General features: G+C 69.1%; 18 protein-coding genes and 1 tRNA gene. 13 read left to right on the top strand and 6 right to left on the bottom strand.

Annotated features, from left to right (window positions below):
* The first annotated feature begins 78 nt into the window (after positions 1 to 78).
* Positions 79 to 279 carry a dodecin gene (locus RJT50_RS08755; RefSeq protein ID WP_313690824.1) on the top strand — a complete coding sequence of 67 codons (201 nt, stop codon included), beginning with the start codon at positions 79 to 81 and terminating at the stop codon, positions 277 to 279.
* Positions 280 to 359: 80 nt separating this feature from the next.
* Here RJT50_RS08755 and RJT50_RS08750 read toward each other — a convergent pair whose 3' ends face one another.
* The gene (locus tag RJT50_RS08750) at positions 360 to 1,364 is read right to left on the bottom strand and encodes a mechanosensitive ion channel family protein (protein ID WP_313690823.1); all 1,005 of its coding nucleotides are present in this window, start codon (positions 1,362 to 1,364) and stop codon (positions 360 to 362) included.
* A gap of 117 nt (positions 1,365 to 1,481) precedes the next feature.
* Between RJT50_RS08750 and RJT50_RS08745 the strand changes: the two genes are divergently transcribed.
* Positions 1,482 to 2,237, top strand: coding sequence for a proteasome assembly chaperone family protein (locus RJT50_RS08745; RefSeq protein WP_313690822.1), 756 nt, complete (start codon positions 1,482 to 1,484; stop codon positions 2,235 to 2,237).
* 210 nt (positions 2,238 to 2,447) lie between these two features.
* Positions 2,448 to 3,485, top strand: coding sequence for an HTH-type sugar sensing transcriptional regulator TrmB (gene trmB, locus RJT50_RS08740; protein ID WP_313690821.1), 1,038 nt, complete (start codon positions 2,448 to 2,450; stop codon positions 3,483 to 3,485).
* A 67-nt stretch (positions 3,486 to 3,552) separates the two neighbouring features.
* Here trmB and RJT50_RS08735 read toward each other — a convergent pair whose 3' ends face one another.
* Positions 3,553 to 3,966 carry a carboxymuconolactone decarboxylase family protein gene (locus RJT50_RS08735; RefSeq protein ID WP_313690820.1) on the bottom strand — a complete coding sequence of 138 codons (414 nt, stop codon included), beginning with the start codon at positions 3,964 to 3,966 and terminating at the stop codon, positions 3,553 to 3,555.
* 285 nt (positions 3,967 to 4,251) lie between these two features.
* Here RJT50_RS08735 and RJT50_RS08730 point away from each other — a divergent pair, with 285 nt between their 5' ends.
* Positions 4,252 to 4,536 carry a translation initiation factor eIF-1A gene (locus tag RJT50_RS08730; protein WP_313690818.1) on the top strand — a complete coding sequence of 95 codons (285 nt, stop codon included), beginning with the start codon at positions 4,252 to 4,254 and terminating at the stop codon, positions 4,534 to 4,536.
* A 230-nt stretch (positions 4,537 to 4,766) separates the two neighbouring features.
* A complete protein-coding gene (locus tag RJT50_RS08725) occupies positions 4,767 to 5,021 on the top strand; it encodes a hypothetical protein (protein ID WP_313690817.1) in 255 nt (84 codons plus the stop codon).
* Position 5,022: 1 nt separating this feature from the next.
* Here the strand turns inward: RJT50_RS08725 and RJT50_RS08720 are convergent, their stop codons facing one another.
* Positions 5,023 to 5,847, bottom strand: coding sequence for a M14 family metallopeptidase (locus tag RJT50_RS08720; RefSeq protein WP_313690816.1), 825 nt, complete (start codon positions 5,845 to 5,847; stop codon positions 5,023 to 5,025).
* Between the two features lie 77 nt (positions 5,848 to 5,924).
* A complete protein-coding gene (locus RJT50_RS08715) occupies positions 5,925 to 6,410 on the bottom strand; it encodes a DUF309 domain-containing protein (protein ID WP_313690815.1) in 486 nt (161 codons plus the stop codon).
* 183 nt (positions 6,411 to 6,593) lie between these two features.
* Here RJT50_RS08715 and RJT50_RS08710 point away from each other — a divergent pair, with 183 nt between their 5' ends.
* Both RJT50_RS08710 and RJT50_RS08705 read left to right on the top strand, forming a co-directional pair.
* Positions 6,594 to 6,878 carry a hypothetical protein gene (locus RJT50_RS08710; RefSeq protein ID WP_313690814.1) on the top strand — a complete coding sequence of 95 codons (285 nt, stop codon included), beginning with the start codon at positions 6,594 to 6,596 and terminating at the stop codon, positions 6,876 to 6,878.
* A gap of 51 nt (positions 6,879 to 6,929) precedes the next feature.
* Positions 6,930 to 7,013 (top strand) — tRNA-Leu (locus RJT50_RS08705).
* Positions 7,014 to 7,144: 131 nt separating this feature from the next.
* Here the strand turns inward: RJT50_RS08705 and RJT50_RS08700 are convergent.
* Positions 7,145 to 7,396 (bottom strand): hypothetical protein, encoded by a 252-nt coding sequence (locus RJT50_RS08700; protein ID WP_313690813.1) that lies wholly within the window; start codon positions 7,394 to 7,396, stop codon positions 7,145 to 7,147.
* A 74-nt stretch (positions 7,397 to 7,470) separates the two neighbouring features.
* Positions 7,471 to 7,740, bottom strand: a complete 270-nt coding sequence (locus RJT50_RS08695) for a DUF8101 family protein (RefSeq protein WP_313690811.1) — start codon at positions 7,738 to 7,740, stop codon at positions 7,471 to 7,473.
* 91 nt (positions 7,741 to 7,831) lie between these two features.
* Here RJT50_RS08695 and RJT50_RS08690 point away from each other — a divergent pair, with 91 nt between their 5' ends.
* The 6 genes from RJT50_RS08690 (at position 7,832) to RJT50_RS08665 (ending at position 14,225) form a co-directional block, all read left to right on the top strand.
* Positions 7,832 to 8,656, top strand: a complete 825-nt coding sequence (locus RJT50_RS08690; RefSeq protein ID WP_313690805.1) for an inositol monophosphatase family protein — start codon at positions 7,832 to 7,834, stop codon at positions 8,654 to 8,656.
* 42 nt (positions 8,657 to 8,698) lie between these two features.
* Positions 8,699 to 9,148, top strand: a complete 450-nt coding sequence (locus RJT50_RS08685) for an Lrp/AsnC family transcriptional regulator (RefSeq protein ID WP_313690804.1) — start codon at positions 8,699 to 8,701, stop codon at positions 9,146 to 9,148.
* 96 nt (positions 9,149 to 9,244) lie between these two features.
* The gene (locus RJT50_RS08680) at positions 9,245 to 10,408 is read left to right on the top strand and encodes an HD domain-containing protein (RefSeq protein WP_313690803.1); all 1,164 of its coding nucleotides are present in this window, start codon (positions 9,245 to 9,247) and stop codon (positions 10,406 to 10,408) included.
* An 82-nt stretch (positions 10,409 to 10,490) separates the two neighbouring features.
* Positions 10,491 to 11,822: a glycoside hydrolase 5 family protein gene (locus RJT50_RS08675; protein WP_313690802.1), complete on the top strand. Its 1,332-nt coding sequence runs from the start codon at positions 10,491 to 10,493 to the stop codon at positions 11,820 to 11,822.
* Positions 11,823 to 11,961: 139 nt separating this feature from the next.
* Positions 11,962 to 13,197 (top strand): HD domain-containing protein, encoded by a 1,236-nt coding sequence (locus RJT50_RS08670; RefSeq protein ID WP_313690801.1) that lies wholly within the window; start codon positions 11,962 to 11,964, stop codon positions 13,195 to 13,197.
* Positions 13,194 to 14,225, top strand: coding sequence for an amidohydrolase family protein (locus RJT50_RS08665; RefSeq protein WP_313690800.1), 1,032 nt, complete (start codon positions 13,194 to 13,196; stop codon positions 14,223 to 14,225). The genes RJT50_RS08670 and RJT50_RS08665 overlap by 4 nt, the downstream gene beginning before the upstream one ends.
* Positions 14,226 to 14,242 lie beyond the last annotated feature (17 nt).

Here is a 14,242-nt window from a genome sequence, read left to right as displayed (position 1 = left end):
ACACCGTCGACTGATCGTCTGGCGCCGGGGCGAACCGCCGCCCGCTTTTTGCCCGCCGCGGACGAACGAGGGTGTGGGATGGTGTTCAAGAAGATCACCCTGATCGGCCGGAGTACCGAGAGTTTCGACGACGCGACCGACGACGCGATCGAGAGGGCCGAGGAGACGCTCGACAACGTCCACTGGATCACGGTCGAGGAGCTCGGCGTGGAGGTGGCGTCCGTGGAGGGCCGTGAGTACCAGTCCGAGGTCGAGGTGGCGTTCGAACTCGAGGAGTAACCGATCCGAACGCGGGCGGGTCGAGCCTCGCCCGACGACGAGGCTGCTCACGCAGTCGTCCCGGAGCCGTCCGGCGACGGTCAGTTCCCGTCCGAACCGTCCGCCGACCGCCGCGGGTCGCGTTCGCGGGGCGGGCGGTGGCGCTCGACGTGGACGTCGGCCGTCCCGCTCGTCTCGTCGAAGACGTGGTGCTGGTGCGGGTACGGGATGGTCACGTCCACGTCGTCGTCGGCCAACTGGTCCCAGACGGCGGTCTGGACGAGCGACCGGAGCGCCAGCAGTTTGTACGGTCGGCGCACCCAGTACCGGAGCTTGAGGTGGACGCCGTGGTCGCCGAACCTGTCGATGTAACAGGTCGGACTCGCCGGGTAGCGGGCCGTGCCGATGCGGATGTCGGGACCGCCCTCGATGACGTCCTCACAGTCCGCCGCCGCGCGCTCGATGAGCCGACGCGCCTGACCGACGTCGGACTCGTAGCTGACGGTCACGTCGATGGTGAGTCGCGTCCGCTCGTCCTCGGCCGAGAAGTTCTTCACCTTGTCCTCGCGGACGACGGAGTTGGGGACGACGGCGAACGTGTTGTCCAGCGTGAACACCTTCGTGTACCGGAGGGTGATGTCGTCCACGAACCCGCGGGTTCCGTCGCCGAACTCCACCATGTCGCCGATCTCGAACGGCTGGTCCGCCAGCACGAACAGGCCGTTGACGATGGAGGCGACGATCGGCGCGAGCACGATCCCGACGACCGCCGAGAACACCGTGACCGAGAGGACGATGTTGCCGATCTCGATGCCCGCCGCGCCGATCCCAGTGAACCCGAACAGCAGGACGATGGCGACCCGGACCCCCCGGAGGACGGTCTGGGCGACGCTCTGTCTGACGAACCGCTGGGCGATCGGCCTGCCGAGGAGGCGGATGGCGTACCGCGAGACGAGCGCGCCCAGCCCGATGAACAGGAGGACGACGGCGGCGCGGGCACCGGGGAACGCGAGAAAGTCGGCGTAGTAACCGGGCAGCGACCGGACGAGACCGTCGCCCGGAACCGGGGTCCGTGTCGGCGTCGGCGACGAGGTCCCGGTCTGCATACGCCCGGCGAGGACTCCCCGGTGAAAAAGCGTTGCCCTCGGCGGTCGGCCCCAGGAACCGACGAGCCATCGCAGGTTGCCGGTATCACTAACTCCGCGAGGGCCCTACTTCCGGCGATGGCGAACCCACACACCGACTCCGGTCCCACGTTCCACGTCGAGGGCGATCCGAGCCAGTCGACCACTCTCCTCGCCGGATTCTCGGGGTTCGGGCTCGTGGGACTGACGGCGGTGGACTACCTCGTCGACCACCTGGAACTCGAATCGAGCGGACACATCCGCGCCGAAGGGCTCCCCACCATCACGCCGTTCGAGGGCGGTCGACCGCGATACCCGACGCGGCTCTACTCCCGGCCGGGGCTCGACGTGACCGTCCTCGTCGGCGAACTGTTCGTTCCGGTGCCGTCCGCGGAGCCGTTCTCGCGGGCCGTCCTGGAGTGGACCGAACGGGACGGCGTCGACGAGATCGCGGTGCTGTCCGGCGTCCCGTTCGCACACGGTCCGGAGGACCACCGCACGTTCTACGTCGCAAGCGACGACTACGTCGACGACCACCTCTCGGGCCCCGACGCGCCGGACGTGCCGCCGATGGGGAACGGGTTCCTCGACGGGACGAACGCCGCGCTGATGGCTCGCGGAATGGACTCCTCGCTGGGCGTCGCAGTGTACGTCACGCCGGTCCACGCGGAGGTGCCAGACGTCGAGGCGACCATCAGGCTGCTGGAGGCCGTCGAGGCCGTGTACGGGCTCGGCGTCGACACCGCCCCGCTCCGGGCGTTCGCGGACGAAGTTCACCAGCACTACCAGAGCCTCGCGGAACGGCTGGAGGACTCAGCCGAGGAGGATCAGCCGCTCGATCGGATGTACATGTGACCGGAACGGTACCGTCGGAACGTCGGTGGGCGGGTGGGACTGCCGATGCCCGACGCGGTCGACCGGTGTGACGCTAGATCGAGGTGACGGCGGCCGAGCGGACGACGCGGGACGGTGACCACCGACGGCGACCGCCTGTGACCCGCTTTCGAAAGCGGGTACTACTCGGGAGTCAGTAAATGCCATATACCCTCGGACGGTGGTGCTCGTATGGCCGACGACCTGCGCTCGACGATGGAGCGGGTGGGGGAGCGCTTCAACCTCGGGGAGTACGAGATCGACGCCTACCTCGCCGTGCTCGAACGGGGGGAACTGACCGCGAGCGAGATCGCCTCGGAGACCGACATCCCACAGCCCAGGGTGTACGACACCGTCAGGAGCCTCTCGGACCGCGGGCTGGTGGAGCTCCGGGAGTCGCGCCCGATGAAGATCGTCGCGGTCGACCCCGACGAGGCGTTCGGCGACATCCGCTCGTCGCTCGCCGAGATGGTCGACGAACTGGAGGCGAGATACACCGCGCCGACGCGGGACACGGAGGCGGTCTCGCTGGTGAAGTCGCGCTCGACGATCCTGCGCTACCTGGAGGAGGTCATCGAGGGCGCGGAGTACGAACTGGCCGTGTCGCTCACGCCCGACCTGCTGCGACGGTTCCGCGAGACGCTCTCGGAACGGATCGCCGACGGCGTCGCGATCGAACTGCTCGTGACGCCCGCCTCGCGCGCGCCCTCGCCCGGGGAGTTCGACTACGAGGCCGTCGCCACCGAGGTCCGCGGGCGACGCGGCATCACCACGCCCGTCATCGCGGTCGCAGACGGCGAGTACTCGATGTACGCGACCCAGGACGCGCTGCGGGACGATCGGGACCGCTACGGCGTCATCTTCAATCGCTCCGCGCTCGGCTTCCTCGTCTCGGGCTTCTTCGGGACGGTGCTGTGGAGCACAGCCGACAGCATCGCCGCGGACGGGGAGGGGCGACCGTTCCCTCGGACGTACGCCTCCATCCGCCGGGCGGTCAAGGACGTCCACGAACTCGACGGGAACTTCAGGGCGGCGATCACCGGCAGGGACGTCGAGACGGGAACCGACGTCAGGGTCGAAGGGCCGGTCGTGGAGTACGAGTTCGACGCCTCGGAACAGGTCGCTTCCATCACGGTCGAGGACCCGGACGGAGGCCGCGTCTCGATCGGCGGGCTCGTCGCCGCCCTGGAGGACATCGAGGGACAGGAGATCAGGCTCGATCGCGCCTGATCGAACGTTCCGTCGACGACGGGGTCCGGTAAATCGGGTTCGGGGCGGGACCCGGTACCCGGGATCGCTAGTCCGCTTCCGTTCCTTCCCGAAGGTGCTCGGCGATCCGGTCGAACTCGTCCTCGAACGTCTCCAGGTCGTAGTCCTGGGCGTGGATCATCGCGCTGTAGCGCGCCGTCCAGCTCGCCAGGAAGGAGATCTCGGCGAGTTCTGCGTCCGTCGCCCCGTGCATCCTGGCCGACTCCAGGTGGAAGTGCTGGCAGTAGGGGCACTTGACGTTCGCCGCGATGGCGAGGCCGATGAGCTCCCGGTACTTCGCCGGGATCTCGGTCTCCTCGAACGCGTACCGCTTGAACGTCGGCCACTCGTTCGTCAGGTCTTCGTCGTGGAGCGCGTCGAAGTAGCCCGGCACGAACCCGAGCGTCTCCTCCACGTCCCGGCGCGTCTCCTCGATCGTCCCGTCTCCGGATGTGGTTGCCATCTTCGTCCTCCTCGACCTCCCCGAGCGGTGCGAGCGCTCGCCCCGAACGCCGCTCACGGAGGTCACGGAACCGTTCGTGGGAAGACACGATAGTTCGATACGACCAGTTACGGACGGCTGGTGAGCGGTTCGCCGTGGAAGTGGTGGCTCGTGTCGCCGACACTCCCGACGTCGGTCGGAGCGTCGCCCTCGCGGCCCGTTCGCTCGACTCGTCCGAGACGCCACCGTGACAAACGCTAGCGGGGCTCTCCAATGACTTATCCGTGTAACGCCCCAATTACACACGTGAATGAAGAAACCGGGCGCCGGAACCTCCGGATGCCCAACGGCGATCAGGTGTTCGCGGTCGTGACCGAGCACCTCGGCGGAAACCACGTTCGACTCCGCTGTGTGGACGGCGAGACGCGGATGGGGCGGATCCCCGGTCGGATGAAGTACCGGACGTGGATCAACGAGGGCGACGTCGTCATCGCGGAGCCGTGGGACTGGCAGGACGAGAAGGCGAACGTCGAGTGGCGCTACTCCGAGGAGGACGCGAACCAGCTCCGCCAGGAAGGTCACATCGAGTGATCGTCCGTCGGGCCTGACGTGACAGTTCTCCGGTGAGCCGATACCGCCGGACGACGACCGTTCGTTCACGAGCGGCCGCGCCGTCTCGAGGGCAGTGGCTCCCAGCAGCCCCGAACCTGAGTGAATGGCACCGGCCCGGGATCGAACGAATCCGTCCCCGACCTGACGGACCACGCGGCGCCAGGATCGGCCGCCCCAACGGATAAGCCGATCGTCGCCGTACGCGGTGTATGGACATCACGCTGTTAGAGCTCCACATCGACGAGGGCATCGACTTCAGTCCCCGCGGCTCCATCGGCGCGTCCCCGTCCGACGAGGACGAAAACGAGGAGGGCGACGTCGCCGGTGAGGAATCGGAGTCGGGCGGCTCACGCGTCGCCGCCCTCGGGGTGCTCGTGCTGCTCGCACTGCTCGCGTTCGGCGCGCGCAAGCTGATGTCGGACGACATCGAGGAACTCGAGGACTTGGACGAGATCTCGGCCTGAGCTACTCCAGGGACCCGACCTTCTCAGCGGCGTAGCCGAACACGTCGGCGTACCCTCCGGCGGACATCAACACCGGATAGAACGGCTCGTCGGCGGTGAACGTCTCCCCGTCGGCGACGGCGAACCGTTCGCCGGTCTCCACGCGCTCGAAGTTGTCGACGAACACCTCGTACTCGTCGGCCGGCGGCTTGCCGACCGGCTGGAGCAGGCGGAACACGGCGACGTCGTCCGCGGTCGCGTCCTCCCCGCCGGTCGGCCCCTCGGGGTTCGACCCGTCCGGGGTCGGCGCGTCCAGCGCGCCCGTCGCCGCGAGAAACGATCGCGCGAGCCGGTAGGCGTTGTCCGCGGCGTCGTCGCTGCCCTGGAGCCCGCACTCGACCTCGACGGTGTGGGGGTGTTCGATGAGCCGCCCTTCAGTGAACAGGTCGGTCTCGATGAGCGTGTCGACCGGGAGATGCGGGACCACCGCGCGCGCGATCTCGTCGACCGTGTCACAGAGCGCGAACGGGTCGGCGAACGACTGGGTCGAGTGGAGCGCGAGCGTCGTACAGCCCTCGAGTTCGCGAGCGAGGTCGTGAGCGAGTCGCCCCTCGTGGCCGTCCGCGTCGGCGTCGCCGGGGAACGCCCGATTCAGGTCCTCGTCCAGGAACCGCTCGTCGCGGGCGAGCGCCTCCTCGTTTGCGACGACGAGTTTCACCGGGCGCTCGACGGGCGGGGCCTCGGCGACGAGCCGTTCGACGGCCGCCGGGCCGCAGGGCTCGTCGCCGTGGATCCCCCCGACGACGGCGACCTCGGGAACCCCGTCACCGAGCTGGTGAATCCGCATACCGACCGGTTGGCCCCGGGGTATTTACCCGCCACGATTCCCCGAGCGACGGCGTCCGTCGCGGGTCGACACCCCCCTCAGTGGTCGAGCGACTCGACGTAGGCGTAGTCGGCCTCGTAGGCGTCGGGCGTCTCGTCGTCGAGCGTGAGCCGCCAGCCGTCGAGTTCGCTCGGCTCCTCGAGTGATGCGGCGAGCGTCTCGCGCACGTCGACCACGTCGACGCCGTAGAAGTCGGCAGGGACGCCGCGGAGGTACTCGAGCGCGGTCGTGAACAGCGACCGCATCCCGCCGTCGTCGCCGAAGTCCTCGTGCTTGTACGCGCCCGCCGCGACCTGCACCATCCCGTGGAGGAACGCGCTCTCGATCGAACCCGAGCCGTAGTTGTACCACTCGTCCTCGAAGCAGTCGTGGCTCTCGTGGTACTCGTCCGCGTTGAACAGGCGGACGCCGTGTTCGGTCGCACGCCGGAGGGTCGCGTGCTCCCACACCCGTTCGTCGGCACGCCAGCCGGACGGGTTCCCGAGCGGCGGCGCGACGCTGGGATCACGGGTGTGCTCGTCCATGTCTACACGTGGTCGTCCGACGGACATTAGCGCGGCGGTCGCGTCGGGTGACCGATGTGAGAGTGGGTAGTGCCGGGTAACTGGTGTGGGAGTGGGTGGTGCAGAGGACTGGCGTGGAGACGGATCGTGACCGACGGGGCGGCGTCGGGGTGGATTTATGTTCGCGTGAGCGGACTACAGACCGTGAACCCGGTTCGCCGCGGCCTGTCGCTGCTCGCCGCCCTCCGTACCGCCGTCGTCTCGATGCCCCGCCGGCTTCTCGAGCGAACGTGGGCGGTCCTGACCGACGACGGGGTCCGCCCCGCGCTGTTGTTTCTGATCGCGATGGCGCTTGCGGCCGCGAGTTTCGGGACGTTCCTCGTTCGCGGCGGGGGCGACCCGACGCGGCTGGAGATCGGACTGCAGTTCGGGTCGCTCGGCATCGTGTTCTACATGTCGCTCCGGCAGGCGGGGACGGCACCGCGGTGAGCGGGGGAGTCGGAACGTTTTACATCGGCCGAGTGGGACTGGCGAACGCGTGCGAGGGTAGCCAAGCCTGGAAACGGCGGCGGACTCAAGATCCGCTCCTGTAGAGGTCCATGCGTTCAAATCGCATCCCTCGCACTGCTCCCAGTGCGGAAGGCGCCACAGGGGCGCTCTTCCCTCGCAACACTCGCTACGATCGCTAACGAGCCACGGCTCCGCGTATCGAACGAGCGTCGGAAAAAACGACACCACGAGGACCGACCAGTTCCTTACCGACCGCCGTCCGTTGCCACGCCCAGCACCCGATCGGCCTCCCGCCGTGCCTCGACGGGGGAGGGACGGTTACCCTGCCGGACCTCGGTGCCGAGCGCCGCGGCGAGGTCGGCGACGTCCGCGCCGGTCCCGTCGTCAGCCACGCGCTCGAACGTGCGGCGGTACGTGACCGCACAGCGCCGGCCGCCGTCCGTGGTGGTCGCGTCGATGGCGTATTCGAGCTGTCGGACCGCTTCCCTCGGGCGCATGAACCAACTTAGGACGTCCGTCCAGTTAAGTTCACGCTGAGTCGGAATCGAGTTAATCGAGACGGCGGGGTCGGTCACTCCAGCAGTCGCCCCATGGCTCTGAGGTACTCGACGGCGACCTCGGGGTCCGCGTCGGCGTGGTACTCGACGCGCGAACAGCCGAAGAGGAGTCGGTCCCGCAGCGATCCCTCGCGGAGTTCGGTCCGGCAAACGTCGCCCAGGACGTCGAGGGCGTCCAGCATGGCGGCCGTCTCGCCGCTGGCTGCGTGTTCGCGGGCGTCGGCCACCAGGTGGCCCAGCGCGGTGTGGACGCCCGGCGGGTGATCGGTCCCCTCGTCGCTCACGGGGGAGGGTTCGCCACGAACGCACCTAAATCCACCAGTCGCCCGCGCGGAACCGACGGATATTCCGGTGGGCTCCCCGTCCGAGGAGGGTATGAGCGAACGAACGGACCGCGTCGAGGTTGCCGAACGCGCGGCCCGGGCCGGCGCGAGCGTCGCGGACGAGCAGTTCCGCAGGGGCATCGCGGTGGAGACGAAGGGCGGGAAGACTGACGTCGTGACCGAAGCCGACCGGACCGCACAGCGGCGAGTCATCGGGACTGTCCGAGAGTCGTTCCCCGACGACGCCTTCGTGGGCGAGGAGGAGGACGAGCTGAAGGTGATCCCCGAGGAGGGTCCCGCCTGGGTCATCGACCCCATCGACGGGACGAACAACTACGTCAGGGACGTCCGGCTGTTCGCCACCTCGGTCGCTGCCGTCTTCGACGGGGAACCGGTCGCAGCCGCGAACGTCCTTCCCGCCATGGACGACGCGTACACGTCCGACGCCGACGGAACGTACCGAGACGGCGAGCGGGTCACCGTGAGCGACGTCTCCGACCCGGAACGGGCAGTCGTCGCGCCGACCATCTGGTGGTCGTTCGACCGACGCGACGAGTACGCGGCCGCGTGCTCGGAGATCGTCCACCGCTTCGCGGACATGCGCCGGTTCGGCTCCGCGCAGGTGACCCTCTCGATGGTCGCCGACGGCTCGCTCGACGGCACGATCACGAACGTCGAGTGCAACCCGTGGGACACGGTCGCCGGCGTCCACATGGTCCGACGGGCCGGTGGAACGGTGACCGACCTGGAGGGCGACCGCTGGACCCACGACTCCCGGGGGCTCGTCGTCTCGAACGGACGGATCCACGACGAGGTGCTGGCTGCGGCGCGCGCGGTCGACGACGTTCGGGACCGAGCCGGAGGTGACGGTCCCTGAGGCGAGCGCAACGTCGAAGTACCGTCCCTCCCGAACCCCCGTATGGAACTGGACGAGACGGACCGGGCCATCCTCGAGATCCTCCAGGAGGACGCGCGAACGCCGTTCAGCGAGGTGGCACGGCGCATCGACATGTCGAGCGCGACGGTCCACGACCGGGTGTCCCGCATGGAGGACGCCGGCGTCATCCGCGGCTACCACGCGGACGTGAACCCGGGCTCGCTCGGGTACGGCGTCTCGGCGCTCGTCGGCCTCAGGGTCCAGCAGGGACACGAGGACGAGGCGCTCGCGCGTCTCAGGGACGTGGAGGGCGTCCGTGAGGTCCACCTGACGACGGGCGAGTGGGACGTGATGATGCGCGTCTACGCCGAGAGCACCGACGACCTCCGGGAGCTGATGTTCGGACGGATCGCCGGCATGGAAGGGTTCGACCGGTCACAGACGATGGTCATCCTCGGCACCGCCTACGAGGAGACGGGCGTCCCCGTGTGAGAACGGGGCTCCGCGCGCCGCGGCGACCCCGACCCGCGGCTTCGGTCCGTCACCGATAACGTTTCACCACGACGGACGCACCGGACCGTAGCGACGATGAAGGCAATCAAGGACAGCGTCCACGACTATATCACGCTCGACCCCGTCGCCGTCGACCTACTGGACACCGACGCCGTCCAGCGGCTTCGCCACATCAAACAGCTCTCCACCGTCCGCCTCGTCTACCCCTCCGCGAACCACACACGGTTCGAGCACAGCCTCGGCGTCTACCACCTCGCGTCCCGTTCCCTGGACTCGCTCGGGGTCGAGGACGACCGCGCCAGACACGTCCGCGCGGCCGCGCTCATCCACGACGTCGGCCACGGGCCGTACGGCCACCAGACTGAGAAGGTCATTGAGCGCCACACGGGCAAGCACCACGACGAGGTCGGCGAACTGCTCGGGCGGACCGACGTGGGCGACGTCCTCACAGACCACGGACTCGACGCCGAGTACGTCGCGGCGCTCGTCCGGGGCGAGCGCGAACTCGGCCAGCTCGTCTCGGGGGAACTGGACGTGGACCGGATGGACTACCTCGTGCGGGACGCCCACCACACCGGCGTCCCGTACGGCACCATCGACCACGAACGGCTCGTCCGCGAACTCCGGTACAGCGACGGGACGCTCGTCCTCGCGGAGGGGAACGTCCGGACGGCCGAGTCGCTGCTGCTCGCCCGCGCGCTGATGGACGCGACGGTGTACAGACACCACGTCTCCAGAATCGCGGGCGCGATGCTCGAACGCGCCTCCGAGCGGCTCATCGACGAAGGAACCGACGTCGAGACGTTCCGACGGATGGCCGACCACGACCTCCTCGTCGCGCTCCGCGAGCACGTGCCCGAACTCGGCCGCCGCATCGAGTACCGGAACCTGTACAAGCGCGCCGTCTGGGCCGAACTGGCCGACGTTCCCACCGACGTGGTCGAACTCGACCACGAGGCCGAGCGGCGCGCGGAGCGGGAGATCGCCGACCTCGCGGACGTCGCGGACCGCCAGGTCGTCGTCGACGTCCCCGGCCGCCCGGCGTTCACGGAGGCGGGCAGCAGGGTCGTCGTCAACGGCGTCCCGCAGCGGCTGGAGGACGCCTCCGAACTCGTGTCCGGGCTTCGCGCCGCCCAGCGCGCGGGCTGGCGGATGGGCGTGTACGCGCCCGCAGAGCACGTCGACGAGGTCGCCGCGGCCGCCGAGCAGGTGCTGGGTGTGCGTGTGGCGGACCCGTGAGAGCGACTCGACGGGATCCGACACGGACGTCGACCGTGACGCGGCAGGAAGGTTTACCTACGAAACCTCGTAACAGCCGCCGATGAATGACGGCTCGCCACCACGACGTCGGGTACTGGCCGCGCTCGGTGCGGGCCTGACGAGCTGGCTCGCCGCCTGCGTGGGCGATGGGAATCGGCCGACGACTGCGGCCCCAACCGGTTCGCCCCGGGGAACGGGCTCGCCCGCGGAGACCGACGCGACGCCGACGGGAACGGAGTCGGCCGAACCCGAACCGACGCCACGGGACGAGACGCCGACCGCGTTCGTCGAACGCGACGGGACCGAGTTCGTCGTCGACGGGGAGCGGTACGTGTTCAGCGGCGTGGCCAACTGCTGTCTGGCGGAGGGGTACACCAGTAAATCCCGCGTCGACGACGTGCTGGAGTCGGCGAGTACGCTGAACGCCGACGCCATCCGGTTCAAGATCGGGTCCGCCGGCGGGGAGTCGAACTGTGCCGAGTCGGTCGACGGCTGTGACCTCAGCTTCCAGCCCGAACCCGGCACGTTCGACGAGTCGGCGTTCCGCCACCTGGATTACATCGTCGCGGAGGCGGGCAGACGCGGGATCCGGGTCATCCTGCCGCTCGTGGACAACTGGGGCGCGACGGGGATGAACCAGTACGTCGACTGGGTCGAGGACGCCGGGGAGCACGCCGACTTCTACGCGCTCGACCGCGCACAGGAACTCTACCGCGGGTTCATCGAGCACCTGCTCACGCGGACCAACACCATCACCGGCCGCGAGTACCGGGGCGACCCGACGATACTCCTGTGGGAACTCGCTAACGAGCCGCGCGTCCAGGCCGACGGGGAACTGCTCCTCTCGTGGCTCGAGGAGTCAGCCGCCTTCGTCCACGAACTGGACGACGACCATCTCGTTTCGACCGGCAGCGACGTCTTCCTCGGAACGGAATCGCCCGGAGAGTTCTACACGCGAGCCCACGCGGTCGACGGGATCGACGCCTGTTCGATCCACCTCTGGCCACAGAACTGGGACATGTCGAACCCGAAGTCGTTCGGCGTCGAGTACATCACCGACCGGACGCGGCGAGGGACCGAGGACGTGGGGAAACCGGTGTATCTCGGCGAGTACGGGTGGCGGGTGAACCTGCAGGAGTCGGACGCGGCCGGCCAGATCGAGCGGCGGAACGAGCTGTTCGCCGAGTGGCACGACGCGGCGCTGGAAGCCGACATCGACGGCATCGTCGCCTGGGAACTCATGAGCCGGAGCCGACTCGACTACCACCGAACCGAACCCGGCGAGGGGGAGACGGTCGGGTTCGTCTGTCCCGGGCACGAGGGGACGTGTTCGGTACTGCGCTCGGTCGCGGCGCGGGTCGACGAGCGCTCGACCGCGGACCGAACGGAGTAGCCGGGTGTATCGACGCCCCGGATCGGCAACTGTTTTTAACTGATGGCGGCCAAACGCGGGGTATGACCCGACTCGTTCCTCCTCCCGCGTCCGCACCGCTCGCGCGGGACGGTGGAGGCGACCGTCGCGGAGGCGACCGATGACGACGATCAAGGACTCGGTCCACGACCACATCGAGGTCGAGGGCGTCGCCGCGGACCTGCTGGACACGCCGCAGGTCCAGCGGCTCCGCCGCATCGCACAGCTCGGCACGGTCAAGCTCGTCTACCCATCCGCGAACCACACGCGGTTCGAGCACAGCCTCGGCGTCTACCACCTCGCCTCGCGCGCGCTCGAACACCTCTCCGTGGAGGGAATCCAGGCCGAACGCATCCGCGCGGCAGCCATCCTCCACGACGTCGGGCACGCGCCGTTCAGCCACAACGTCGAGGAACTGCTCCACCGCCACACGGGACTGTACCACGACGACGTGGACCGGCTCATCGCCCGGACCGAAGTCGGCGACGTCCTCGCCGACCACGACATCGACCCGGCCCGCGTGGCCGACCTCATCGCCGGCGAGGGGAAGTACGGGCAACTCGTCTCGGGGGAACTGGACGTGGACCGGATGGACTACCTCGTGCGGGACGCCCACCACACCGGCGTCCCGTACGGCACCATCGACCACGAACGGCTCGTCCGCGAACTGACGTTCGTCGGGGACGAACTGGTGCTCGACGAGGGAAACGTCCAGACGGCCGAGTCGCTGCTGCTCGCCCGCGCGCTGATGAACCCGACCGTCTACACGCACCCGGTCGCCCGCATCAGCAAGGCGATGCTCCGGCACGCGACCGAGCGCCTGCTGGACCAGCCCGACATCGACGCGGGGGAAGTCAGGCGAATGGACGACTACGACCTCGTGACGGCGCTCCGGGTGACCGACGACACGGCCGCGTTCGCCAGGCGGTACGACTCGCGGGACCTCTACAAGCGCGCCGTCTGGGCCGAGTACGGCGACGTGCCCGAGTCCGTGCTCGCCGCCGACCACGAGGAACTGCGGGCGGTCGAGGCGGACGTCGCGGAGCGCTGTGAGCTCTCGGCCGAGGAGGTCATCGTTGACGTTCCCGCCGAGCCGACGATGACGGAGTCGACCACGGAAGTCCTGGTGAACGGGGACGTCCGCCGGCTCGGCGAGCAGTCGCCGCTCGTGACCGCCCTTCGGACCGCCCAGCGCGAACAGTGGCGGCTGGGGGTTTACACCACGGCTGACGCGACCGACCGAGTGGGGAAGGCGGCGGCTGAACGGCTGGGGCTCGACATCGAGGGCGCGCTCGTCGCGGACGTCACCCCGGGCGTGACCGCGACGCTCGACGAGTTCGACGGAGGGAAGCCGTGACTGGGCCCGAAACGTTCGAGGGAACCGTGCTCGTCGGTCGGGAGTTCGACCCCGTCGAGGGTCGGGTGGTCGTCGAGGACGGGACGGTCACTGCCGTCGAGGCGGCCGCGACCGGGTCGAGCGACGTCATCCTCCCCGCCTTCGTCAACGCCCACACCCACATCGGCGACTCGATCGCCAAGGAGGCCGGCGGCGGCCTCTCGCTCGACGAACTGGTCGCGCCGCCGGACGGGCTCAAACACCGGTTGCTTCGGGACGCGAGTCACGATGAGACCGTCGAGGCGATGCGTCGGAGCCTGCAGTTCATGGCCGAGACCGGGACGGCCGCACACGTCGAGTTCCGCGAGGGCGACGTGGACGGCGTCGAAGCCATCGGGGAGGCCGTGGCGGACGTCCCCATCGAGAGCGTGGTGCTGGGTCGGGGATCCATCGACGCCATGGAACACCCGAGCTCGGACGGCTACGGCGCGAGCGGGGCACGCGACGGCGACTTCGACGCCGCCCGGAACGCGACCAGACGGGCCGGGAAGCTGTTCGCCATCCACGCCGGCGAGCGCGACCCCGACGACATCAACGCCGCGATGGACCTCGACCCCGACGTCCTCGTCCACATGGTCCATCCGGACCCGGTTCACCTCGACAGGCTCTCGGATGCGGAGGTTCCGGTCGTCGTCTGTCCGCGGTCGAACCTGGTGACCGGAGTCGGGGTCGCGCCGCTCCGCGAACTGCTCGACCGGACGACGGTCGCGCTCGGCACGGACAACGTGATGTTGAACTCGCCGTCGATGTTCCGCGAGATGGAGTTCGCCGCGAAGCTCACCGATGCGACCGCCGTCGAGGTGCTCCGGATGGCGACGGTGAACGGCGCGGAGATCGCCGACCTCGACTGCGGCCTCATCGAGGAAGGCCGCCCGGGGCCGGTCGTCGTCCTCGACGGCGACTCGGACAACCTGACGGGCGTCCGTGACCCCGTCAGGGCGGTCGTCCGGCGGGCCGGCGCGTCCGACGTGAAGCGGATCGTCCGCTGACCGCGGACGGACCGTGC

This window comes from Halobaculum sp. XH14, assembly GCF_032116555.1.
GTDB classification, from domain to species: Archaea; Halobacteriota; Halobacteria; order Halobacteriales; family Haloferacaceae; genus Halorarum; species Halorarum halobium.
Note: the sequence above shows the minus strand (reverse complement) of the source record. Positions and strands in the feature narration are given on the sequence as shown.

Bases quoted from the DNA above. Each gene is read 5' to 3' on its own strand.
- RJT50_RS08755 (WP_313690824.1), top strand. From the start codon at position 79: ATGGTGTTCAAGAAGATCACCCTGATCGGCCGGAGTACCGAGAGTTTC.
- RJT50_RS08750 (WP_313690823.1), bottom strand. From the start codon at position 1,364: ATGCAGACCGGGACCTCGTCGCCGACGCCGACACGGACCCCGGTTCCG.
- RJT50_RS08745 (WP_313690822.1), top strand. From the start codon at position 1,482: ATGGCGAACCCACACACCGACTCCGGTCCCACGTTCCACGTCGAGGGC.
- trmB (WP_313690821.1), top strand. From the start codon at position 2,448: ATGGCCGACGACCTGCGCTCGACGATGGAGCGGGTGGGGGAGCGCTTC.
- RJT50_RS08735 (WP_313690820.1), bottom strand. From the start codon at position 3,966: ATGGCAACCACATCCGGAGACGGGACGATCGAGGAGACGCGCCGGGAC.
- RJT50_RS08725 (WP_313690817.1), top strand. From the start codon at position 4,767: ATGGACATCACGCTGTTAGAGCTCCACATCGACGAGGGCATCGACTTC.
- RJT50_RS08720 (WP_313690816.1), bottom strand. From the start codon at position 5,847: ATGCGGATTCACCAGCTCGGTGACGGGGTTCCCGAGGTCGCCGTCGTC.
- RJT50_RS08715 (WP_313690815.1), bottom strand. From the start codon at position 6,410: ATGGACGAGCACACCCGTGATCCCAGCGTCGCGCCGCCGCTCGGGAAC.
- RJT50_RS08700 (WP_313690813.1), bottom strand. From the start codon at position 7,396: ATGCGCCCGAGGGAAGCGGTCCGACAGCTCGAATACGCCATCGACGCG.
- RJT50_RS08690 (WP_313690805.1), top strand. From the start codon at position 7,832: ATGAGCGAACGAACGGACCGCGTCGAGGTTGCCGAACGCGCGGCCCGG.
- RJT50_RS08685 (WP_313690804.1), top strand. From the start codon at position 8,699: ATGGAACTGGACGAGACGGACCGGGCCATCCTCGAGATCCTCCAGGAG.
- RJT50_RS08680 (WP_313690803.1), top strand. From the start codon at position 9,245: ATGAAGGCAATCAAGGACAGCGTCCACGACTATATCACGCTCGACCCC.
- RJT50_RS08675 (WP_313690802.1), top strand. From the start codon at position 10,491: ATGAATGACGGCTCGCCACCACGACGTCGGGTACTGGCCGCGCTCGGT.
- RJT50_RS08670 (WP_313690801.1), top strand. From the start codon at position 11,962: ATGACGACGATCAAGGACTCGGTCCACGACCACATCGAGGTCGAGGGC.